17 protein-coding genes are annotated in these 23,409 nt (G+C 65.4%); 5 read left to right on the forward strand and 12 right to left on the reverse strand.

Translation table 11 applies throughout. The features are described from left to right. Positions 1-182: 182 nt before the first annotated feature. The 4 genes from DMR_RS13405 to DMR_RS13420 form a co-directional block, all read right to left on the reverse strand. Entirely contained in the window at positions 183-1,634 is a 1,452-nt protein-coding gene (locus tag DMR_RS13405; RefSeq protein ID WP_015861448.1) for an MFS transporter, read from the reverse strand. A gap of 66 nt (positions 1,635-1,700) precedes the next feature. Beyond that, positions 1,701-3,383: a class I SAM-dependent methyltransferase gene (locus DMR_RS13410; protein ID WP_015861449.1), complete on the reverse strand. Its 1,683-nt coding sequence runs from the start codon at positions 3,381-3,383 to the stop codon at positions 1,701-1,703. Between the two features lie 19 nt (positions 3,384-3,402). Next, positions 3,403-4,572: a pyridoxal phosphate-dependent aminotransferase gene (locus DMR_RS13415; RefSeq protein WP_015861450.1), complete on the reverse strand. Its 1,170-nt coding sequence runs from the start codon at positions 4,570-4,572 to the stop codon at positions 3,403-3,405. A 165-nt stretch (positions 4,573-4,737) separates the two neighbouring features. Beyond that, a complete protein-coding gene (locus DMR_RS13420) occupies positions 4,738-5,115 on the reverse strand; it encodes a glutaredoxin family protein (protein WP_015861452.1) in 378 nt (125 codons plus the stop codon). Positions 5,116-5,238: 123 nt separating this feature from the next. On the opposite strand from DMR_RS13420, the gene DMR_RS13425 reads away from it, so the two are divergent. Further along, positions 5,239-5,688 carry a metal-dependent hydrolase gene (locus tag DMR_RS13425; RefSeq protein ID WP_015861453.1) on the forward strand — a complete coding sequence of 150 codons (450 nt, stop codon included), beginning with the start codon at positions 5,239-5,241 and terminating at the stop codon, positions 5,686-5,688. 129 nt (positions 5,689-5,817) lie between these two features. Here the strand turns inward: DMR_RS13425 and DMR_RS13430 are convergent, their stop codons facing one another. Then, entirely contained in the window at positions 5,818-6,519 is a 702-nt protein-coding gene (locus tag DMR_RS13430; RefSeq protein ID WP_232502791.1) for a substrate-binding periplasmic protein, read from the reverse strand. A gap of 294 nt (positions 6,520-6,813) precedes the next feature. On the opposite strand from DMR_RS13430, the gene DMR_RS13435 reads away from it, so the two are divergent. Beyond that, a complete protein-coding gene (locus DMR_RS13435; RefSeq protein WP_015861455.1) occupies positions 6,814-7,794 on the forward strand; it encodes a chemotaxis protein in 981 nt (326 codons plus the stop codon). A 68-nt stretch (positions 7,795-7,862) separates the two neighbouring features. Here DMR_RS13435 and DMR_RS13440 read toward each other — a convergent pair whose 3' ends face one another. Continuing rightward, positions 7,863-9,593, reverse strand: a complete 1,731-nt coding sequence (locus tag DMR_RS13440; protein ID WP_015861456.1) for a cation:proton antiporter — start codon at positions 9,591-9,593, stop codon at positions 7,863-7,865. A gap of 108 nt (positions 9,594-9,701) precedes the next feature. Continuing rightward, a complete protein-coding gene (locus DMR_RS13445; RefSeq protein ID WP_043600685.1) occupies positions 9,702-9,899 on the reverse strand; it encodes a zinc ribbon domain-containing protein in 198 nt (65 codons plus the stop codon). A 146-nt stretch (positions 9,900-10,045) separates the two neighbouring features. Here DMR_RS13445 and DMR_RS13450 point away from each other — a divergent pair, with 146 nt between their 5' ends. Together DMR_RS13450 and DMR_RS13455 are read left to right on the forward strand one after the other, a co-directional pair. Continuing rightward, positions 10,046-10,528, forward strand: coding sequence for a MarR family winged helix-turn-helix transcriptional regulator (locus DMR_RS13450; RefSeq protein WP_015861457.1), 483 nt, complete (start codon positions 10,046-10,048; stop codon positions 10,526-10,528). 87 nt (positions 10,529-10,615) lie between these two features. Beyond that, positions 10,616-12,583 (forward strand): cation:proton antiporter, encoded by a 1,968-nt coding sequence (locus tag DMR_RS13455; RefSeq protein WP_015861458.1) that lies wholly within the window; start codon positions 10,616-10,618, stop codon positions 12,581-12,583. A gap of 74 nt (positions 12,584-12,657) precedes the next feature. On the opposite strand, the gene DMR_RS13460 is transcribed toward DMR_RS13455, so the two are convergent. The 5 genes from DMR_RS13460 to DMR_RS13480 all read right to left on the reverse strand — a co-directional run bounded on the left by DMR_RS13460 (position 12,658) and on the right by DMR_RS13480 (position 21,866). After that, positions 12,658-13,575 carry a delta(1)-pyrroline-2-carboxylate reductase family protein gene (locus tag DMR_RS13460; protein ID WP_015861459.1) on the reverse strand — a complete coding sequence of 306 codons (918 nt, stop codon included), beginning with the start codon at positions 13,573-13,575 and terminating at the stop codon, positions 12,658-12,660. Between the two features lie 349 nt (positions 13,576-13,924). After that, positions 13,925-16,999 carry an efflux RND transporter permease subunit gene (locus DMR_RS13465; RefSeq protein ID WP_015861460.1) on the reverse strand — a complete coding sequence of 1,025 codons (3,075 nt, stop codon included), beginning with the start codon at positions 16,997-16,999 and terminating at the stop codon, positions 13,925-13,927. Positions 17,000-17,010: 11 nt separating this feature from the next. After that, positions 17,011-18,219: an efflux RND transporter periplasmic adaptor subunit gene (locus DMR_RS13470; protein ID WP_015861461.1), complete on the reverse strand. Its 1,209-nt coding sequence runs from the start codon at positions 18,217-18,219 to the stop codon at positions 17,011-17,013. Between the two features lie 168 nt (positions 18,220-18,387). Further along, positions 18,388-19,503 (reverse strand): transporter substrate-binding domain-containing protein, encoded by a 1,116-nt coding sequence (locus tag DMR_RS13475; protein ID WP_015861462.1) that lies wholly within the window; start codon positions 19,501-19,503, stop codon positions 18,388-18,390. Further along, entirely contained in the window at positions 19,503-21,866 is a 2,364-nt protein-coding gene (locus tag DMR_RS13480; protein ID WP_015861463.1) for a mechanosensitive ion channel family protein, read from the reverse strand. The genes DMR_RS13475 and DMR_RS13480 overlap by 1 nt, the downstream gene beginning before the upstream one ends. 174 nt (positions 21,867-22,040) lie before the next feature. Here DMR_RS13480 and DMR_RS13485 point away from each other — a divergent pair, with 174 nt between their 5' ends. Continuing rightward, positions 22,041-23,339 (forward strand): M23 family metallopeptidase, encoded by a 1,299-nt coding sequence (locus DMR_RS13485; RefSeq protein WP_015861464.1) that lies wholly within the window; start codon positions 22,041-22,043, stop codon positions 23,337-23,339. The last annotated feature ends 70 nt before the right edge of the window (positions 23,340-23,409 follow it).

Here is a 23,409-nt window from a genome sequence, read left to right on the forward strand (position 1 = left end):
AAAAGGGGGGGCGGCTTCGCCGGAGAGTCATTAACGATCTTGCTTGCTCTTCCTGGAATCTTCCTGTTTGGGGGCGCGGTTTCCGCCAAGTTCCTCCTGACGGAAACCGCGCCCCCAATCAGGGAGGGTCCGGGAGGGAGTAACCCCCTCCCGGCCGCCGGAGGCATCTTCCCCTCTTTTTCTTATTTTCCCTTCATCTTACGCCTGTCTTCAATCTTCCAGGCCCATACGGCCATGGCGATGGCCACGCAGAGCAGCCCGGCCAGGGCATGGAACACCCCGGCGATACCAGCGGCCAGGGCGGCCGGCGGAGCGCTGGCGAAGTCGGCATGATCAGCGATAGAGCCGGTGGCGTGGACGATGCCGGAGAAAATCGTGGCCACCAGCGGCAGGCCGGTGGATTGCCCGAACACCCGGGCGTAGTTGGCCAGCCCCGAACCGACGCCCAGGCGATGGGGCGGCATCTGCCCCATGATGGTCGTGTTGTTGGGGGCCTGGAAGATGCCTATGCCAAGCCCCACCGGCATGGTGCGCAGCAGATAGCCCCACCACGGCGTGTGTTCGGTGAGCGTGCCCAGGGCCAGACAGCCGCCGGTCAGGACCACCATCCCCAGCAGGCTCATGCCCCGGGCTCCGTAGCGGTCGGCCAGGCTGCCGGACACCGGAGCGGTCACGGCCATGGAAGCCGGCAGGATCATGAGCAAAAGCCCCACCTGGGTGACGCTGTAGCCTTGGCCGGCTTGCAGGAAAAACGGCATGATAAAGCCGCTGGCTCCGGTGACGAAGACCAGGGTGGCCATGGCCAGGGGCAGGGAAATAAGCGGGTTGGCGAAAAGGCTCAGGTCGAGCATGGGGGCCGGGCTTTGGCGCTCCACCTTGATGAAGACGGCCAACCCCAGGGCGCTGGCCGCCAGGAGAATCAAGGCCGTGGCGTCGGTGGGGCCGTGGCGCTGCATGAAGGTCATGCCCAGGCAGTAACAGGCCAGGGTCAGGCAGGCGATGGCCGCGCCGGGCAGGTCGAAGCGTTCGCCCCGGCGTTGGGGCGGCAGGGCCGGCATGAAGCGGACGACGGCGAAAAGGGCCAGCAGACCCAAGGGGATGTTGAGGAGAAACAGTGCGCGCCAGCCCAGCAGGCCAATGAGCACGCCGCCCAGGGGCGGGCCGAGCATGAGGCCCATGGCCACGGTGGCCCCGATGAATCCCAAGGCCCGGCCGCGACTGGAGGGCGGGGCGAGCTGGGTGACGATGGCCATGCCCAGCGCCTGGCTCATGGCCGCGCCAATGCCCTGCATGGCCCGAAAACCGATGAGCCAGGACACCGACGGCGCCAGGCCGCAGCACAGCGAGGCCAGGAGAAACAGCACAAGGCCCGAGCCGAAGATCCGCTTTTTGTCGTACATGTCGCCCAGGCGCGACACCAGAAGCAGCAGGCTGGCGATGACCAGGACGTAGCTTAAAATGACCCACTGGATGGTGGCGAAGTCCGTGGCCAGACTTTCCGTCAGGGTGGGCAGGGCCACGTTGACGATGCTCATGTCCAGCGTCGCCATGAACACCATGAGATTGACGCCGATCATGGCCAGGGCCGGGCGCGGGGTCGGGACATGGCCGGCTGGGGCGGTATGGTCTTGCATGAAAACGGACTTCCTTGGCTGGTCGATGCCGCCGTGTACCCCAACGGGCGGCGGCGGGGAAGCGGATTATCCGGCGGTCGGCAGGCGATGGTCGAGGGAACCGTTGGTAACGGCGGCAAAGAGCCAATGGGTGAAGCGGGCCAGACTGTCCGGGTCGCAGCCCCGGGACAGGGGATGGCGGGCGAGCAAGCGGTCCATGGCCGGCGGCAGGGCGGCCGGCCCCGCCTCGCCCGGCTGGCGGGCATGGGCGGCGAGCTTTTGCCCGACGAGATTGACGCCCCGGTCCAGGAGCAGTTGGAGCGGCATGGGGCAGGCCAGCTGCCATTCGAGGTCAATAAAACGCACGTCGCCTGTGGCCGGATGGCGCAGGACATTGCCGGGATGGGCGTCGAGCAGGCTGCCGGGCAGCCACGGTCCGGCCATAGAACCAGTATAGAGCTCCCGGCCCAGCTGGGCGCGGCAAAAGGCGACAAAGGCCTCGGCCGCCCCGGGCATGGCCGGTCTGGCCCGGGAGGCAGTCAGCTCCATCCACTCGGTGACCAAGCGGCCGGCCCCGACCGGATCGCCGTCTTCCACGGCGTCAAGCACCAGCTCCAGATAGCTGGCGTAGCCCAGGCGATACGACTCGGACGGCTTGACGCTCTGGCGGCCGGCGGCAAAGACGGCCGGCGGCAGGCCGTGGAGGTTTCGCCGGGTGACGGTGACGCCGCCCGCGCCGTCATCGACGAACCGCGTCATGGTCTGGAAATGCGGTGGACAGGAGTCGGCGTTGACGGCCACGGCCAGGGTCGCCGCGTTGGCGGCCAGCAGGGGCGCGTCGGGGCTGGGCGCGGCCAGGACGAGAAAGGAATTCATGAAATGGCCGGCCACGCCGCCGGCCAGGGCCGAGCGCATAAAGGCCCGTTCGGTGAAAGCCGGTGCGGCCCGGCCGCCGGGATCGGCCGTGGGCAGCTCCAGCAGGGGCAAGGCGGCAAAGCCGGGCAGGCCAAGCGCCCGCTCGGACAGGACGCTGTCGGGCATCTTGTAATCCGGGGACGGAAAGTGCCAGCTTGTGGCGGCAAACCCGGCCCGGGCCAGCATGGCGGCCAGGGTTGGCCGGTCGAAGGTGCGCACGCCCGGGTTGCCGGGGTAGCCGTTTAGGCCGTCGTAGGGCCGGCCGGTATGGTCCTCGGGCAGGCCGGCCAGGTATTTGTGGCCCATGCGGTTTTCGATGGCCAGCACCAGGCAGCCGCTTGGGGCGAGATAGCGCCGGGCCTCGGTGAGAAGCTTGTGGTAGGGCTCGGGACCGTCCACGAAGGCCCCGGCGTATTCTAGAACACCCACCAGGGTGACCACGTCGAAGCAGCCGTTATAGGACAGCCCCACGGCGTTGGCCGTGACCACGTCCAGATTGGCGGCGTCCGGCAGGCGGGCCTTGATGACGGCGGCCCGGTCAGGCGAACCTTCCACGGCGGTGACCGCGTGGGGCAGGCTGGTCAAGTGGGCGGTCAGCGCGCCGCAGCCGGCCCCGAGTTCCAGGATGCGCCCGGTGGGGCCGAAATCCAGCCAGGACAGCAAGGTCTTGCGGCGCGGCGAGAGATGGTAGCGCACGGCCCAGGGCGCGTCCTTGGGGTAGAGCTCGTATTCGTTGACCCTGCGGTCGCGAAAAAAACGCAACAGCCAGGCTTCCGAACCGTCGCTGTAGGCCACGGGCCGCCTGTCATCCGAAGCGTTTGGCTGGTCCTGGGATTCTTTTTCGTCGTCGGCCACGGGTCCGTCCTAGTTTCGGCTATTGCCGGGCGAACCATTCGGCCAGGCGGTCGCAGGCGGTGTCGATCTCGGCCGGCTCGGCTCCGTAGGACAGGCGAAGGCTTCCCTCGCCGCCCGGCCCGAAGCTGTCGCCCGGGATGGTAATGACCCGGGCTTCGCGAATGAGCCGCGTGGCCACGTCCATGGGCGCGCCCGGGACCGGATAGCGGGCCATGATGTAAAAGGCTCCGGCCGGCGCGTTGTAGGCCAGGCCGTCAATGGCGTCGAGGCGGGCCATGATGCGCGCCCGGCGCTCCCGCAGGGCGTCGATGAAGCCGGCGTAGACCGCCTGGGGGCCGGTGAGCGAGGCCAGGGCGGCGATCTGGGAAGGGGTCGGGGCGCAGATAGCCGTACAGTCGTGGACCTTGAGCATCTGCCCCATGATCGGCTCCGGGGCAAAGGCAAAGCCCACGCGCCAGCCGGTCAGGGCGAAGCGTTTGGAAAAGCTGCCCACGGCCACGAGGTTGTCGCGCAGCTCCGGCAGGCTGGCCAGGGAAAAGGCCGGCTCGTCATAGGCCAGGGCGTCGTAGGTGTCGTCGCAGATGATGGTCAGTCCGTGGGTCAAGGCGACCTCGGCCACGGCCAGCAGGTCGTCTTTGGCAAAGACCGCGCCCGTGGGGTTGTGGGGCGAATTGATGATAATCGCCCGGGTGCGATCCGTCACGGCGGCGGCCACGGCCTCGGCGTCCAAGCTCCAGTCCTGGCGGCGCAGGGGCACAAGGACGGGCTGGGCTTCGGCCAGGAGCACCTGTTCCACGTGGGAGGGATAGAACGGCTCGGGCACGATGACTTCGTCGCCGCGCTCGCACAGGCACAAAACGGCGCACAACAGCGCCTCCATGCCGCCCACGGTGATGGCGATTTCCCGGTCCGGATCGGCGATGAGGCGTTTTTCGGCGGCCAGCAGATCGGCCACGGCCCGGCGCAGCTCGGGCATGCCGGGCTGGAGCGAGTACTTGCCGGCCGAGGGCTGGTCGGCCAAGGCCCGGCAGACGGCCTCGGCCACGTGGGGCGGGGTGGCGAACGACGGCACGCCCTGGCCCAGGGAGGCGCAGCCGCCGACCTCGCTGGCCAGCATGGGCATGAGCTTGGTGGCGGAAATCTTGATGTTCTTGGCGCGCTGGCTGAAGCGGTGGGAAAGACTTGTCACGACGGCTCCCTACGACATGCCCGGGCTTGTCGGCGGCCCGGGGAAAAAACGGCGCTGGCCGGGGCGGCAACAACGGCGGATGCCGTCGTTGCCAAGGGAAACGGGCAATCCGCCAAGACCACCCGGCGGCGAATACACAGCCCGTGCTGGGCGGCCGGGGCCGCTCTACTGCGGCACGGCAATCTTGGGATGGGACGAGGCCGGGGCCGGAGCCAGGGGCGGCGCGGCCAGGGCCTTTTCAAATTCGGCCACGGAATAGCCGGAAACGGCCCGGCCGTTGATCATGACCAGGGGCACGCCGCGGCCGCCGTAGCGTTTGAAGCGCATGTTGGCGGTGGCGTCCTTGTCGATGTCATACATCGTATAGGGAATGCCCTTGCCGTCGAAATAGGCCTTGGCCTTGGTGCAGTAGGGGCACCAGCTCGTAACGTACAGTTCGACGGTCGGGCCGGCGGCGCGGGCCGGGGCGGTGGCCGCAAGGACGGCCAGGACGAGGCAGGCGGCGGCAAATCGGCCAAGGGCCGGGAAAACAATGCGGGGCATGGCGTGCTTCCGGTTGGGGGTTGGCAATCACTGGTGGTAGCCGGGGGGAGCGGGCTGCGTCAAGCCGGGCGTGCTCACGGCGGCGGTTGCCGGGGCGGCACGGGAGGTGCTAGGGAGGCGCCCATGCCGGGGTACAAGACGCATATCGTGGGCGCGGCGGCGGTGACCGGCGGGGCGCTGGCCGCCACGTCGTGGCTGGGGGTCTATCGGCCCGGGTTCGAGACCATGGTCTGCCTGGGGCTTTTTTCCGTGTTGGGCGGGCTTTTCCCGGACGTGGACACCGATTCCAAGGGGCGGCGCATTTTTTACGGCGCGGCCCTGGTGGTGGACGCCTTTCTCATTTTCCGGGAGCAATACCGCTATGCGGCAGTGCTGGGCTTTTGCGCCCTGCTGCCGGCCATCGGCTCTCATCGCGGCTGGACCCACTCGTGGTGGGCGGCCTTGCTTATCCCAAGCTCCGTGCTGCTCGCGCCCATGCTGCTTCTCGGCCTGCCGTGGAAGCCCTTCCTGCCGTATTACGCGGCCACGGTGCTGGGCTATTTCTCCCACCTGCTGCTGGACCGCAAATTCTAGCGTCGCGCCCCTTAAAAAAGACGAGATTTTTTCAGAAAAATCCGTGGCTTGGGTTTGTTACCCACGAAACGCCCTAGAGGCGCTTTCCGTGGACGCGGCACGAGCGTCGTATCTCCCACGTCTTCATCCTTACGGCGTCAGGTGCAGGCCATCGACAAGGCCCTGGTACTGCGGCGTGGCGCGAAAGCTTTCAATGGCGGCGTCGAGACGAGCCATTTCCCCGGGGCTGACGCCCAGGCCGCACATGATGTGGCGTCGTCCACCCAGGGGGGAATCGGCCAGACGCACGATCCGTACGTGCTTGCGCAAGGCGGGCTTGGAGGCAAATATCCAAGCCAGCTCCTCGGGTTCGACCAGCATGGCGTCCAGCCGGTCCTTGGCCAGCAGTTCGACCATATGGGCCGTGTCGGCAAAACGCTTGGTCGCCGGATACGCAGCCAGGAGCTGGTCGTATTCAGCGCCATAGGAAAAGCCTTCGCGCAGGCCCCAGTGCCAGCCTGCGGCGAGCAGATCGGCCAGAAAGGGGCTGCAGGTCTCGGGCACGGACAACGTGGCGCGCACGGCCACGGCGGTGGGCTGGTTGCGGTAGAGGGGTTCGCTGAAGCGGGCAAAGGCCTCGCGTTCCGCGGTCTTGTACCAGCCCACGGCACAGGCCCGGCTCGGGCCATCCTTGAGCATGGCCACGACGCGGCCCGGCGGCATTTCGCGCACCGTCACGGGGATACCGGCCTGGGCAAAGACGGTCAGAGCCGTGGTGAGCAGAAAACCGCCCGAAGGCTGGCCATGTTGCAGTTGATAATAGGGAGGGCGGTCAAAGACGAGCAGCGACAAAGGCTCCTGGCTCTGTCCCGCTGTTGGCGTCAGAGCCGGGACCAGAAGAGCCAGCGCCGCCAAAACGGCACGCAACAGACGTCGCGGCTTGGTTTTTTTCGGGAATAACCGCGTTACAGTCCTTGGCGGCAGAGATTCCATATACCCTTTTGTTGCGAAAAAGGTGGCCAATGTCAAAGGGCGATTCTCCGTCGATACATGCTTGCATTTTGTCAGACCTAGTGCATAGATAAACAGTCAAGCCACTTTCCCGTCTCCACGACGGCCCGCCGCGCTTAGGGGAGCGACGCCAGCATGAGCAATACCAACATCCTCCTGGAATCCGGCACCAACGAACTTGAAATCGTTGAATTTTATTTGGAGGAACCCACCCCGTCCGGCAAGACCTACACCGGTTACTACGGGGTCAACGTGGCCAAGGTGCTGGAGATCATCCGCCTCCCCAAAGTCACGGAGATGCCGCAAACGCCACACCCCTGCGTGCTTGGCACCTTCAACCTGCGCGACAAGGTCGTGCCGCTGGTGGACCTCAGTCTGTGGCTCGGCAAGGACCGCTCCCGCAACGCTTCCGACAAGGTGGTGGTCACGGAGTTCAACCGGGTGGTCAGCGCCTTTCGCGTCTCCGGCGTCACCCGCATCCATCGCCTCAGCTGGGAACAGATCGAACCGCCAAGCATCCAGGTGCAGACCTATTCCGGCAACTCGGTCACCGGCGTGGTCCAGCTCGACACCCGCGTAGTCTTCATCCTCGACATGGAAAAGATCGTGGCCGACCTCAACCCGGAACTGGCCCTCAAGGAACTCGACGAGGTCGTCTTCGTCGAGCGCCAGAAGGAACTGCCGGACAAGGACATGATCTTCAAGGCGCTTATCGCCGACGATTCCACCACCATCCGCCGCATGATCGGCACCTCGCTGGAAAAAGCCGGCTTCGAGGTCACCCGCACCATCAACGGCCGCATCGCCTGGGACCAGCTCGTGGAATGGAAGGATGCCGCGACGAAGGAAAATCGGCCCATCACCGATTTCTGCCATATCCTCGTGTCCGACATTGAAATGCCGGCCATGGACGGCCATAGCCTCACCCGCAAGGTCAAGGAGGACCCGGTCCTCAAACGCCTGCCGGTGATCCTTTTTTCCTCGCTCATCACCGACAGCCTGCGCCACAAAGGCGAAGCCGTCGGGGCCGACGACCAAGTGTCCAAGCCCGAAATGCTCCAGCTCGCGGAAAAAGCCCGCGCCCTGGCCTGGGACCGCCTGGCCCACGGCGAATAGCAGAAATCAAGATGCCTCCGGCGGCGAGGACCTTACGCCCCCGGCCCCCGAAAGCGGTAAAAGGGATGTCAGGCCGGGGCTGCTTCGGTCGTCTGGCCGGCCGACTCGAACAATTCCCGCCGCACCCGGTCGCGTTCACGGTCAATCTGCTCGGCGCTGGCCCCCAGTTCACGCAGGAGATACGTGGACATAGCCAACGCCACCTCGCCCTCGCCGGAAAAAACCGCTTTCGCCCCTTCCTGGCGCAGCGCCTGGGCCTCGCGCAAGTAGCCGGCCCGGCTGACGATGCGTATCTCCGGCCGCAACTCCAGGGCGGCCTCCACAATCTCGCGCGCCGGCAAACCCGAGGCCGTGATAAAAAGGCTGGCCGCCGTCTCGACGCCGGCGTGGAGCAGAATCTCCCGGCTGGCCGCGTCGCCGTGCACCACCCGCTTGCCGGACGCGGCCAGGGCGCGCACGGTGTCGATGTTCATCTCCACCACCACCGGCTCAATGCCGTTATCGGCCAGAATACGGCACAGCGTGCTGCCAACCGGCCCATAGCCGACCACGATGGCGGACAAGCTGCCGCCGGCCGCCTCGGCCGCGTCTTCGGCCGTGGGCCGTACTGTCCGGCCCCGTCCCCGAGTCAGCCGCGCGGCCAGAGGGGCTACGCCCTGATACAGCCAGGGATTGACGAGGATGGAGACCACCGAGGCGGCTACTAAAGCCGTGCCCGCTTCCTTGGGCAGGATGCCCAGGCTCGTGGCCAACGTGGCCAGGATAAACGAGAATTCGCCGATCTGGGCCAGGGCCGCCGAAACCGACAAGGCCACCGCCAGGGGCCGGCCCAGGGCCAGCACCACGATGAGAGCGGCTAGCGGCTTGCCCACAAGCACGATGGCCAGCGTCGCCAAGGCCAGGGGCCACTGGGCCGCCAACGCGGCCGGGTCAAGCAACATGCCCACGGACACGAAAAAGAGCACCGCAAAGGCGTCACGCATGGGCATGGCGTCCGAGGCCGCCCTGGCCCCGAATTCCGATTGCCCGACGATCATACCTGCCAAGAAGGCTCCCAGGGCCATGGACGCCCCGAAAAAGACCGCTGCGCCGACAGCCAGCCCCAAGGCCGAGGCCAGCACAGCCAGGGTGAACAGTTCGCGCGACCCCGTGCGGGCGATGTGTCCGAAAAAGCGCGGCAACACGTAGCGCCCGGCCACGGCCGCCACGGCCACCAGGGCGAAAAGCTTGCCGCCGGCCACGGCCAGGGTCCGGCCCAGGCCGGCCTCCCCCGCCCCCGGGCCGTAAAGCGTGGGCAAAAGAACCAGCACCACGATGGTGAACAGATCCTCGACTATGAGCCAGCCCACGGCAATGTGGCCGGTCGGGGTGTGCAGGGCCTTGTTGTCGGCCAAGACGCGGGTCAGCACCACCGTGCTGGCCACGGAGATGGCCGTGCCGAAGACCGCCCCGGCCGTCCAGGACCAGCCCAGGGCGTGGGTGACCACCGTCCCCAGGACCGCCGAGGCCGCGATCTGAGCCACGGCCCCGGGCACGGCCACGCCGCGCACGGCCACCAGGTCTTTCAAATGAAAATGCAGTCCCACCCCGAACATGAGCAGGATGACGCCGAGCTCGGCGAACTGGTTGGCGATGGAGCCGTCGGCCACAAATCCCGGAGAAAACGGGCCGATGCAGTAGCCGGCCACGAGATAGCCGACGATGGGCGACAGCGCCAGGCGCTTGGCCACAAGCCCCAGGGCCAGGGCAGCCACCAGACCGGCGGCCAGGGTCACGATCAGGTCCATGTCGTGCGGCATCAAGCCTCCTTGCCGCAACACGGAGAGCCGCCGCCGGATTGGGCGGCGCAAACGTCATGCTGCAGGGCGTTCAGCGGGCCGGGCCTGCCCGTCCCGCCAGGTTATCGATCAGAGTTGCAGGAATTCCTTGCTGCCGCACAGCGGACAGCAGCTCCCGCCCGGATGTTTCGTGCCGCAGGAGGCGCAGGCCACTTCCACATCCCCGCCTTCGGGATGTTTTTCGCCGCACAACCGGCAATGGGTGAAATCCGGATCGTTTTCGGCCTGGCACTTGGGGCAGGTCCACGGGGCGCGCGGTTCGGACATGGCTGGCCTCCTGCGTGTTGCGCGGCGCTGCAAGGCCCGCGTTGGAGCCACCCTACCTGAAATTGTCGCCAAAAGCCAAGACGCCGCCATGTTTGCCGCGCACCGGCGCATTGACACCCCAGCCCGGCCTCCGGTAGGCCCTAACCATGTACGACGCGCCGCCCTCCTCCGAGGCTGAACTCGCCGCTGGGCAGGCCAAACGCCTGCAAGAGGCGGTGGAGAGCCTTTTTGCCTGCTGTCAGACCCGCATTGCCCTGCAAAGCGAACGGTTCGGCCTGCCGCCGGCCGCCATGCGGGCGCTCATTGCCCTGGGCGAAACCCGCTATCTGGCCCCCGGCGAACTCGGCCGGCGTCTTGGCGTCACCAAAAGCCGCGTCACGGCGCTCACCGCCGACCTCACCCGCCGGGGCCTCATCGAACGCCGCCCCGACCCGGGTGACGCCCGGGTGACGCTTTTAAGCCTCACCCCGGCCGGCAAGCGCGTGCGCGAGGAAGTCCGGGAATTCCTGGCCGGCCTGTTCGCCGGCATGCTGGGCCATGTGGCCCCGGCCCAGCGCGAAGCCCTGCTCGCTTCCCTGGACATGCTGCGTCGCTGCATGGACGCCGTACGCGCCGACATCGCCGGCTAAACGCCGCCCCGCCCACCCTTTTCCCTTTAGGCCCCGCCCCCGACGAGGCACTTCACAGCATTGCCCCTTTGGTTCATAGTGCCGTCCATGGAAATCCCCGTTCTGCCCGACGTCACCGTTGTTTTCGGCCTGGCCGTAGTGGTCATCCTGGTCTGCCACCGCATGAAGGTGCCGGCCATCGTCGGCATGTTGCTGACCGGAATGCTCTGCGGCCCTCACGGACTGGGACTGGTCCGCTCGGCCCACGATGTCGAAATCCTCTCGGAAATCGGCGTCATCATGCTGCTTTTCACCATCGGTCTGGAACTTTCCCTGGCCGACCTGTCGCGCCTCAAACGCCCGGTCTTCATCGGCGGTTCGGCCCAGATGGCGCTCACCTGGGCCGTTTTTTTCGCCGTGCCCTACTATCTGCTGGATTTCTCCGGCGGCTCCTCGGTGCTCATCGGCATGTTGGCCGCCCTGTCCAGCACGGCCATCGTGCTCAAAACTCTGCAAGAGTGCTCCCAGATGGAGGCTCCCCACGGCCGGGTCAGCCTGGGCATCCTCATCTTCCAGGATTTGCTGGCCGTGCCCATGATGCTTGCCGTGCCGCTGCTGGCCGGGAGCACCTTCGGCTTCACCAGTTCCATCATCTACACCGTGGGCAAGGGCGCGCTCATCTTGGTTCTGCTGGTCTTTTTCGCCAAAAAGATCATGCCCGGGCTGCTCCTTTCCATTGTCCGCACCCGCAGCCGCGAACTGTTCCTCATGACCGCCCTGGCCATCTGCATGGCCGTCAGCCTGCTCACCGCCTCCATCGGCCTGTCCCTGTCCCTGGGGGCCTTCCTGGCCGGGTTGCTCCTGTCCGGCTCGGACTACCGCGAAAATCTCCACGAAGCCGTGCTACCCTTCAAGGACGTCTTCACGTCGTTGTTTTTCATTTCCATCGGCATGTTGCTCAATGTCGGGTCGGCCTCGGCCCATCTCGGCGAAGTGATCCTGGCGGCTCTCCTGCTGCTTGTCACCAAGGCCGCCCTGGCCGGCACGGCGGCCCGCATCCTGGGCTACCCGACCCGCACCGCCGTGCTGGTCGGCATGGCCCTGTGCCAGGTCGGCGAATTCTCCTTCATCCTGGCCAAGACCGGCTTCGACAAGGACGTCATCTCCGAACATTTCTACCAGAAATTCCTGGCCGCCAGCATCCTGACCATGGTGCTGGCCCCGTTTTGCATTACCCTCGCCCCGCGCATCGCCGCCCTGGTCTGCCGCTGGCTGCGGGTGTGCGACGCGCCAGACGAATTGCCCGCCGCCCACTACAGCAACCACCTCATCATCCTGGGCTTCGGGGCCGGCGGCCGCCAACTGGCCCGGGCGGCCAAAAACGCCGAAATCCCCTACGTCATTCTGGAAATGAACCCGGACACGGTGCGAAACGAAGCGAAAAAAGGCGAACCCATCCTGTTTGGCGACGCCTCCAAGCCCGGGGTGCTGTCCCACATCTGCGTCCAGGAGGCCAAGGCCCTGGCCGTGGTCATCTCCGACGCGGCCGCCTCGCGCCGGGCCGTGGAGATCGCCCGCCAGGAAAACCCGGCCCTCTACATCGTGGCCCGCACGCGGTTCAACACCGAAATCACCGCCCTACTCGACCTCGGAGCCAACGACGTCATCGCCGAGGAATTCGAAGCTTCGCTTGGCGTCTTCACCCGGGTCATGGACAAGTTCATGATCCCCCACGACGACATAGAGCGCATGGTGGCCGACATCCGGCGCGAGGGCTACAAATCCATGCTGCCGGGCAGCTTCAACGAGCTAGCCGTCCATGTGCCGGACAAGTCCCTGGCCGGGCTGCACGTTGCGGTGTTCACGGTGGATACGGCCTCGCCCCTGGCCGGCCGGTCGCTCATGGACGTGCATCTGCGGCGCGAACACGACCTGACCGTGGCCGCCGCCCGGCGCGGCGAAGAGTTCGTGCCCAACCCCGATGGACCCTTCGTGCTGTCTGCCGGCGACCGGCTCTACGTCATGGGCACGGCTGAGGCCTTGAAGAAAGGGGCGGGGCTGTTTCGGGGAGCTTGAGAGGAGAGAAGAAGAGGCCTCCGGCGGCCAAAGGGGCTGAGCCCCTTTGGAAACCCCACCTGGGGAGGGCCGGGTCAGCGCCGGGTCTTGAAGGCTTGGCGGGCCGCCGCCAGATCAAACAGCGCGTGGCCTACGCTCTTAAAAACGATTGGCCCTGCCGGGCGCGGCGGCGCGTCGTCAAGCACGTTCTCCACGGGCGTCACCCGCCCCCAATCCACGCCGGCCCGCAGATAATCCCCGGCCTCGACCTTGGCCGAAGCAAGATCATCCACAAAAAGCGACGCCCGCTCCACCAGCGAGGCCGGCAGCTCGGCGGCTTGGGGCGTAAACGATCCCACCGCCGCGACAAACGCCCCGTCCCGCACGTTGTCCACAAGGACCGGCTCGGAACTCGTCGTCGCCGTGACAATGAGCCCGGCCCGGGCCGTCAGCCGGTCGCGCTCGGCTTCATCGGCCGTGACGGCCACCGTGACGCCCATGGCCGCCAGTTCCCTGGCCGCTGCCTCAAGCAGCACCGGGTCGCGGCCGCACAACACGATTTCCTGCACCCCAAGGCCCTGCCAAAAGGCCGCCGCGTGCCCCCGCGCCTGCACCCCGTTGCCGATGATGACCAGCGGCCCGCCCGGTTCCCTGGCCAACCGCCGCGCGGCAAGCAGCGTCACCGCCGCCGTACGCCGGGCCGTGACCGTGGGGCCGTCCAGGCTTCCCAACCGCTCGCCCGTGGCCGCGTCCAGCACCGTCACCTCGCCCTGGATCACCGGCCGCTCCCGGTTGCCGGGATGCACGGTGATGGTCTTGACCACGGCCATGGCCCCGTCCGCCGCCGGCATGCACAAAAGCACCCCGCCAGGCACAGGCACGGCCAGACGCTCGGGCGCGAAAGCCTCGCCGGCCTTCCTGGCCCGCAACACGTCGGCCACGGCGTCGGAGAGGGCCAGATAGTCGAAAAGGCCGACAACGGGGGGTGTGGCGGTGGTTGTGGCTGTGGACATGGGGGAGGCCTCCGGCGGCCGGGGGGATGATCCCCCCGGACCCCTGCAACGGGAAACAATTTATGGGGCCAGGAACGCGCTGTTTCAAGGTCGCAAAGAATAAAAGGGAGCCATTGAAGCTTGCCAACCGACGCAGTTCCGGCGGCCAAGCGATCCACGCTCCGTCACCCTACCGCCGCTTGACACGGATGGCAAACCGCCCGCCAAAGCGCCGCATCCAACAAAAAGGCCGGAGCGCCATCGACGCTCCGGCCTTGGATAAGCCAATCCCATTTGCCGCGCGTTGTCGTCCGCGCCGCCAGCCGGCATCAAGCCGGCCAGATTCCCCGAGGAAACTCGGGCTCGCCGCCTAGGCCTCGTCCTTCTCGGCCCTGTGTCCCACCAGCCAGGTCTGCAGCTCGTCCATGTAGGTGTAGAAACATGGCGTGAGATAGAGCGTCACCATCTGGGAGATGACCAAGCCGCCGGCGACCACGAGGCCCAAAGGCTGGCGGGCGTCGCCGCCGGCCCCCATGCCCAGCGCGATGGGGAAGATGCCGGCGATGGCCGCCACCGTGGTCATCATGATGGGGCGGAAACGCACGATGCAGCCCTCGAACACGGCGTCAAAGGGCGACTTGCCCTCTTTCTCGGCCTCGATGGCGAAGTCGATGACCATGATCGAGTTCTTCTTGACGATGCCGATGAGCATGATGATGCCGATGAAGCCGTAGAGGTCGAGCTGTCGGCCGAAAACCAGCAAGGTGATCAAGCCGCCCAGCGCCGCCGAAGGCAGACCGGACAGAATGGTGATGGGGTGGATGAAGCTCTCGTAGAGGATGCCGAGAATGATGTAGATGATCATGATGGCCAAGAACAGCAGGAACGGCACGCTGGCCAGGGATTCCTTGAAGGCCGTGGCCTGGCCTTCGAAGATGTAGCTGATGTTGGTCGGCAGCTCCTGCTTGGACAAGGCTTCGATGGCCGTGACGGCCTCGCCGATGGAATAGTTGCCGGCGGTGTTAAACGAGATGGTGACCGAAGTAAGCTGGCCGGTGTGGTTGACGACCAGCGGCCCGGTGTCCTCGGTCATCTTCACCAGGCCGTTTAAGGGCACCAGCACCGGCGTGCCGTCGGAATTGGTCTGGTTGGTGCGCACGTAGAGCTTGTTCAAAAGATCCGGCCGGCGCTGGTACTCGGGCTGCACTTCCACGATGACCTTGTAGGTGTCGGTGGAGCCGTAGAGGTTGGTGAGCTGGCGGGCGGCGTAGGCGGTCATGAGCGCCGTCTCGATGGACGAGGCCGTGACCCCAAGGGCTTGCGCCTTGTCGCGGTCGATGTCGATGCGCACCTGGGGACCGTCGATCTGCATGTCGGTGTTGACGTCGGTGATTTCCTTGAGCTTGCGCATGGACATGGCCATCTTGCGGGCCACGGGATAGAGCTCGCCGGGATCGGGCGAGAGCAGCGTGTACTGGTAGAGCGCCTTGGTCTGCTTGCCGCCGATCTGGATGGAGGGCGGGTTGTACATGAAGACGAAGAGATCGGGCACCTCGGCCATCTTCGGGCGCAGGTCGTCGATGATCTGCTGGGCGCTGCGCTTGCGGTGCTCCATGGGGGCCAGAAGCGGGAACATGGCGGCGTTGTTCATGGAGGTGTTGGGACCGCCCACGCCCACGACGCCGATGAACTTGAACACGTCCGGATCGGCCATGAACACGCGCCCGACCTTGAGTACCCGGTCCTTCATGGTCTCGAACGAGGCCGACTGCTCGGCCATGCCGAAGGCGTAGAAGATGCCGGAGTCGGTGGCCGGAATAAAGCCCGTGGGCACCACGGTGAACAGCCAGAAGGTCAGCCCCAGGATGGCCATGGACAGGATCATGACGAAAAAGCGGAACCGCAGGGCCAGATGCAGCGTCTTCTCGTAGCCGTGCTCGATCCATTTGAAGATCTTGCCGGACTCGGAGATTTTGCCCGACAAAAACCGGCTGCACATCATGGGTGTGAGCGACAACGTGACGAAGCCGGACACGAGGATGCACAGCGTGATGGTGATGGCCATTTCGTTGAGCACGCGCCCGAGGATGCCGGCCATGAACATGATGGGAATAAAGACCACGGCCAGGGACAGGGTCATGGAGATGATGGTGAAGCCGATCTGGCGCGCCCCGTCCAGGGAGGCCTGCATGATCTTTTTGCCCATCTCGGTGTGGCGCACGATGTTTTCGATCATGACGATGGCGTCGTCCACGACGAACCCGACGGCCAGGATGATGGCCATGGCCGAGAGGTTGTCGATGGAAAACCCGAAAAAGACCATGAGCGAGAGCGTGCCGATAAGGGCCGTGGGCAAGGCCAGACTGGCGATGATGGTGGCCGGCAGGTTGTTGAGGAACAAGTAGACCACGATGACGACCAGAGAGATGGACAAAAGCAGGGTGAACTGGACGTCGTCGATGGCTTCCTTGATGGACTTGGAGCGGTCGTAAAGGAATTCGAGCTTGACCGAGGGCGGCAGCGTGGCCTCAATGCTGGGGATCATGGCCCGGATGGCGTCCACCAGCTGGATGGTGTTGGTGCCGGCGGCGCGTTTGACGGCGATGACGATGCCTTGCTGCTGGTCGAAAAAGGCGGCGTTTTTGTCGTTTATCGTGGAGTCGATGGTCTGACCCACGTCTTGGAGCCGCACCGGGTTGCCGTTGCGGTAGGCGATGATCTGGCGGTTGTAGGCCGTGGCGCTGGTCAACTGGCCCTGAGCCTTGATGGTGAACAGGCGATCGATGCCGTAGAGGGAGCCGGTGGGCTGCAGCACGGTTTCGTTGTTGAACGCGTTGGCCACTTCGTCGATGCCAATCGACAGGGCGGCCAGCTTGTCCGGGTTGACCTGGACCCGCGGCGAATAGGTCTGGTCGCCGTAAACGGCCACCTGGGCCACGCCGTTGATCATGGAGATGCGCTGGGCGATGTAGACCTTGGCGTAGTTGGTGACGCGGAAAAGCGGCATGGTGTCGCTAGAGACGCGGATGTAGATGATGGGCATGTCGGCCGGATTGACCTTCTGGAAGGTCGGCGGACTCGGCATGTTGGTGGGCAGGCTGCCCTGGGCGGCGTTGATGTAGGTGAGCACGTCGGTGCCCGCGCCGTCGATGTTGCGCGACAGGTCGAACTGCAGCGTGATGGTGGTGGTGCCCAGCGAGTTGGCCGAGCTCATGGATTGCAGGCCCGAGATCGAGGTGAACTGGCGCTCCAGCGGCGTGGCCACGGCCGAGGCCATGGTTTCGGGGTCGGCGCCGGGCAACGAGGCCGTCACCTGGATGGTGGGGAAGTCGATGCTCGGCATTTCGCTGATGGGCAGCGAAAAATAGGAGACAATGCCGAAGAAGACCAGCGCGGCCATCAGCAGCGTTGTCGCCACCGGCCGCTTAATGAAAAGATCGGTCATGACTGGTTCCCCTACTCGGCCCCGGCAGCGGCATCAGACTTCTTGACCTTGTCCGCCACTGCCTGGGGGGAAACCGGCCCTTCCTTGTAGGTCGTGCCATCCACGATCTTGATGGGCACGCCCGGGAACAGCTTGATCTGGCCCGAGGTGATGACCTTTTCCCCGACGGCCAGCCCCTTTTCGATGACGGTCTGGTCCACGATCTTGCGACCGGCCGTCACCGGGCGGATTTCCACGGTATTGTCGGGCTTGGCAATGAAAAGCGAAGCCCCGGACTGGGTGGCGACCACGGCGCTGGACGGCACGAGCAACGTGTCGGCGGTCTGGGCCAGGACCACCGAGGCGTCCACGAACTGGCCGGGCCACAGGGCCCGGTCGGTGTTGGGAAACACGCCCTGGAGGGTGATGGTGCCGGTGGAGGTGTCCACGGTGTTGTTGATGACGTTGAGCACGCCCTTGGCGGCCACTTCCTGGCGGCCGGGATAGCGGACGTCCACGGCGAGCTGCTCCTTGGCGGCGTAGGCGCGGATGTCGGGCAGATATTTTTCGGCCACGGCGAACTGGACGTTGATGGGTTCGATCTGGTTGAGGGTGATGATGACGTCCTTGTTGGCCTCGATGAGGTTGCCGGTCTTGTACTGCTGCAAGCCGACCACGCCGGTGCAGGGCGCGTAGATGTAGCAGTAATCGAGATTGACCTTGGCGTTGACCACGGACGCCTCGTCCACCTTCACCTGTTCGTCGGCCTGTTGCCAGGCGGTGCGCTTTTGTTCGTAGTCTTCCTGGCTGACCACGGCCTGGGCCACGAGATCGCGGAAACGCAGCCAGTCGCGTTTGGCCTGCAGCGCCGTGGCCCGGTCCCGGGCCAGGGTGCTCTTGGCCTCGTCAAGCTTGGCCTTGTAGGAATCGGGATCAATGACGAGGAGCAGCTGGCCTTCCTTGACCACGTCGCCTTCGGCAAAAAGGGTCTTTTGCAGCACGCCCGTGACTTGGGAGCGCACGCTCACCGTGCGCACGGCATAGACATGGCCGATGCCGTCCACGGCCAGGGGGGCGGTGGTGGCCTTGGCCTCCATGACCGTGACCTCGACCGGGGTCGGTTTTTCGGCCTGGGGCTTTTTCTTTTCGCATCCGGCCAGCAGCGCCGAGAGGACAAACGCCAGCAAAACGGCGGCACAGGCGCTGGACCGGGCGGCCGAGCGGGAAATCGTGACAGGCATGGATGCGGTCTCCTCTCGTTGGCGTCGCGGCGCGACGTACCAGGCCCAAGGGGCGGACGCTACGCGACACAGCCCGACAAATGCCATCCCTCTCCCGCACATGCCTGCGAAAGTCAAGGGATTAACCAGAGTTGTAACGTGCCGACGCCGGATCGGCCAATACTTCGCTTATTGGATGGCCTGCTTGCCCAGATACGGCCCGTAGAGTTGGGCTCGGTATTCGGTGTCGACCAGCCGGCGCAGCAAGGCCACGTTGACGGACTTGCGCAACAGCGAACCGCGCGGAAAGGCAAAACCGTAGAGCTGCGGATCGAAAAAGCCCGGCAAAATCCGCACGTCGCCGGTAAAATCCCGGTGCTGGTAGTAATGTAAAATGGGCTGGTCGTGGACAAAGGCGTCGAGATCACCGTCCACCAGGGCGGTGAGGCCCGCGTCCACCGTCTGATACCGGCGCACGCCGATATGGCCGGCCACCAGCTCTTCCTCGGCGGCGCTGTCCTGCAACACGCCTACCCGCACCTTGGGCAGATCGTCCGGGCCATGCACCCGGCCGGTCAAGGTGTCCACGGTCAGCGACGAGGTGATTCCGGCGGTGAAGGTGGCCAAAAGCGCCACCGAAGCGAACATCCAGACCATGGCCAGAGCGCGCCCCATGAAGGTTTTGGGCGTGGCGTCGCCGTAGCCCACCGAGGTCATGGTCACGGCCGACCACCACATGCCGTCGCCTATGCCCTTGCCGCCGGGCCGGAAATGCTCGGGATTGCGCCGCCGCTCCAGCAGCCAGACCCCAATGCCGACCAGCAGCAGCAGGGCCAGCAGGGAGCCGACGTAAAAGAGCACCTGGGAAGAAAATATGGCGTCCACGACGCGCTCGACGGCGCTTTCCGCCACGGCCGGCACGGCAATGCCCAGGCCCGAATAGTAAAACGGCTGGGAGAAATCCATCTGCGCCTCGCGCTCGGGGGTCAGGGACAAGGCCGAAACGCCCACGTCCACCTCGCCCCCGCGCACGGCGGCGAGCAATGCCTCCAGGCCGTATTCCCGGGTGGTGAAGCGCAGGCCCAAATCCTGGGCCACGTCCTCCCACAGATCGTAGGCCACGCCGACGTAGTTGCCGTTGGGGTCTTTTTCCACAAACGGCGGGGCAATGACCACGCCAACGGTCAGGGTGCGGCCGGCAAAGGACGGATCCACCGGTTCGAGCTTGGACTCGCAGGCCCCCTGCCCGGCCACGGCCAGCACCAACGCCGCGCATCCCAGGGCGGCCAGAAGAAGACGGCGCATTATTCCTCGCCTCCCGTCGTCGGCGTCGGAGCCGGCCAGCGCCGCCGGGCATGGACCCGCCGCAGCAAACGCACCTTGCCAAACACCTTGCCGCGCTTTTGCCGCAGCTCCTCGCGCTGGGCTTCGAGCTGCATGGCCTCGGTGCCCTTGGGCTTGTACTTCACCTTCACTCCCTGGAACGGCACGAGAATCTTGTTGTCCTGGAACACCTGGTCAATGGTCGTGGACAGTTCGGACTGCACGTCGAACTTCTTGATGAAATTGTCGATCCACACTTGCAGGTCGAACTCCAGACCGAGCCGGCCAAACGTGCGCAGCAGCACATCGGGTGGCGGATTTTTGAGCACGTCTTTGTGCTCCTTGGCGATGCCGAGCAGGAGCTTGCGGACCTTCTTGATCTTGGTGCCCGGGGCCACGGTGACCGGGATGGTCAGACGCAGGGTGGTCCCCTGGTAGGAGAGATTGACGATCTCGCCGCGCAGGAAACTCGAATTGGGGATAATGACCGTGGTGTTGTCCAGGGTGCGCACGATGGTGTTTCGCACCGAAAGGTCCACCACCTCCCCGAGGTTTTTACCTTGCTGGATGATGTCGCCCTTTTTAACCGTGCCGCCGAACATGATGATCAGTCCGCTGATGAAGTTGTTAACGATGTCCTTGAGGCCAAAGCCGATGCCAACGGACAGGCCGCTGGCGATCCAGGTCAGCGCGCCCAGGGGCACGGCGAACAGATGCAGGGAGAAGAGAATAAAAAGCGTCCAGGTGATGTAGGAAAAGGCCGCGCCCACGGTATGGGCCAGCCCCGGGTCCATGGGCTTGCCCCGGAAATTGATGAAGGTAAGGGACTCTTGGAACCAAGCCTGGACGAGACGCAACAGAAAAAAGCTGATGACCAGACCCGAGACGGCGTCCAGGGAAACCGTGGCCTTGCCCACGGAAAAGGTCATGGCGAAAACGTATTCCATAAGCCCCGGGCCGCCCATGAAGATCAGCACCCAGGCGATATAGAGCGCCGCCAGCACCGTGACGGCCAGGGGCTGGGCCAAGTGGGCGATGGAGCGCGTCCGGTCGGCCGCCATGGCCCCGAGCCAACGCTGGACCGCCCCCGAGACGTAGACGGCCAGATAGAGCATGAACACGGCCTGCACCAACATGATGGCCTGGGGACCGAAGCCGACCAGGGCCGCCACGCCCGAGACCAAAAGCAGCCACACCACGGGGCAGCGCCAGCCCAGGCCCCGCGTCAGCCGCCAGACGCCCAGGCCCGAAACCACCGGCCACACGGCGCAGGCCGCCGAGGCCGGCAGATTGAAGATGTCCAGACTGACCCCGGCCAAGAAACAGCCGTAGAGCACCACCAGCACCTTGCCGCCGCCGGACAGGCGGTAGAGGCCGTAGGCCAGAAAGACGACCCAGACCAGGGAGGTGAACTGGTTGCCGACATAGAGCAGCGAATGGCGGGCCAGGAAAAAGCCCAGGCCCACGGCCAGGCAGGCCAAACCGGCCCGGCGCGACGGCCAAGTCTCCGGGCGGCGCAAGGCCAGAAAACGCACGGCCAAAAAGGCCAGGGCGGCATAGACCGTGCCCAGCAGGAAAAAGGGTCCCCAGGGCGTGAAGCGCAGGATCGGCCCCCAGAACCGCGGCGAGGCGTCGGCCCATTCGACGACATCGTCCAAAAGACCCATCACATTGGCTGGATGCAGCAGGGAACCGGCGGATTGGAGATAGGTCTGTCCGAAGACGGCGATGAACCGGTCGGTCTCATCGTTGCGTGCAGCGGCGATGTCGGCGGCCAGGGCGTCGGCCTGGGCCAGGGCGGCGTCGACGTCCTCCTTGACCGCGTCCACGGTGTGCTTGAGTTCCTTGAATTCCCGGCCCGGACCGGCCAGCTCTTCGTTTATGAGATCGGCGTATTCCCGGCTGGCGTTCTGGGTCCTGATCTGGCGCAGGGTGGCGTATTCCTGTTTGGTGCGGGCCAGGGTGTCGCGGATATCCTCCAGGGGGCCGCGAGCCTCGTTGACCGCCTTGTCGAGTTCGGCCAGCTCCATGAGCAGGGTACGCGAGGCCCAGGGTGTGTCGCCGGCCACGCCGCGCAGCAGCAGGAGTTGGTCCAGCCGGCTGCTGACTTGGGACAGGTCCGTTCCCAGAGCATTCTTGATACCCGGCAAATCTCGGTGCAACCGGTCGAGTTCCTGGCGCTTGAGCACAACGTTTTGCGACAACCCGTCGGCAATGGACCGCCACAGCTGTTCCTCGTCCGTCGCCGAGGCCCAGGCGGCCTGCCAAAGAAGAGTCGTCAGCAGCAGGCCGATGATCCCGACCGCCGCTTGGATTCCAGCGTTATTCCAGCCCCGACGCCCCATGGCCCACCCCTTATGTCGTATCGGATTTCCCGCATGGAAAGTATCGCGCCTGGCCGGTCTAGCGCAAGGCCGACGTTGACAACCGGCCCTGGCCGCCGGCCAGGGCGGCCGGCCCAGGCTTGCGCTGCCAGGACCGGGCCGGTATGAAGCGGGCTGCCAACGGGAGAGGATACCATGAAACGACTTGTTTTCGGCGTGATTCTGATTCTGGCCCTGGCTGGCGGTGTAGCCGGCTACCTGTTCCTGGTCGACAGGGCCAAGCCGGAGATCGCGCTTTCGCCGGATGCCGCCGTGGCCGCGCCCAAGCGCGAGTTTACCCTGACGCTACGCGACGCCGGCTCGGGACTCAAAAGCGCCAAGGTGGTGGTGCGCCAGGAGGACAAGCAGATCACCCTGCTCGACGCCGCTTATGCCACCCCCGTGCGCGAGGCCGTGGAGAAATTCACCCTGGAGCCAGCCGGCCTTCGCGACGGCCCCTTTACTTTGACCATCACCGCTTCCGACCGCTCCATCGCCAATTTCGGCGCGGGCAACGTGGCCACCGTCGACCGGCAGTTCACCCTGGACACCATCCCGCCCCGGGTGGACGTGACGAGCCTGGCCCACAACGTGCGCCAGGGCGGCGTCGGGGCCGTGTCCTTTGGCGTCAGCGAACCGGTGGAAAGCGCCGGCGTGGTGGTCGGCGACGACTTCTACCCGGCCTACAAGCTCGACAACGGCAAGTACTTCTGTCTCTACGTCTTCCCCTTCAACATGGACCCGAAAAACTTCGTGCCCAAGGTCAAGGTCACGGACCAGGCCGGCAATGTGGGCATGGGGGCGTTTCGCTTCCAGGCCATCCCGCGCAAGTTCCGCGACGACAAGATCAACATCTCCGACGCGTTTCTTGAGTCGAAGATGCCCCAGTACTACAACATCATCCCCGACACCCGGGACAATCTGCAAATCTACCTCAAGGTCAACAACGACGTCCGCAAGCAGAACGCGGTGTTTTTAAAGGAACTGGCCCAGAAAAGCGCCCCGGCCATGCTGTGGGACAAAAAAGCCTTCCTGCGCCTGCCCAACGCCGCCCCCCGGGCCGGTTTCGGCGACCACCGGACCTATTTCTACCAAGGCAAGGAGATCGACCAGCAGACCCACATGGGCGTGGATCTGGCTTCCCTGGAAGGCGCGGCCGTGCCGGCGGCCAACAGCGGCAAGGTGGTCTTCACCGGTTTTCTAGGCATCTACGGCGAAACCGTCATCATTGACCACGGCCTGGGGCTGCAAACGCTCTATTCCCATCTGCGCCAGATCGACGCCAAGGTCGGCCAGGACGTGAAAAAGGGCGACCTCATCGGCAAGACCGGCGTCACCGGCCTGGCCGTCGGCGACCATCTGCACTTCGGCGTGTTGGTCGGCGGCCGCGAGGCCTCGCCCATCGAATGGTGGGATCAGCACTGGATCGACGACAATATCCTGAGCAAGTTGTGAAGCTCCTCGTGCAATAGGTTCAAGGCCGTCCGGACATAAGTCTGGACGGCCTTTTTGTCGGTTCGGAACA

This window comes from Solidesulfovibrio magneticus RS-1, assembly GCF_000010665.1.
In the GTDB taxonomy this organism is placed as follows: Bacteria; Desulfobacterota; Desulfovibrionia; order Desulfovibrionales; family Desulfovibrionaceae; genus Solidesulfovibrio; species Solidesulfovibrio magneticus.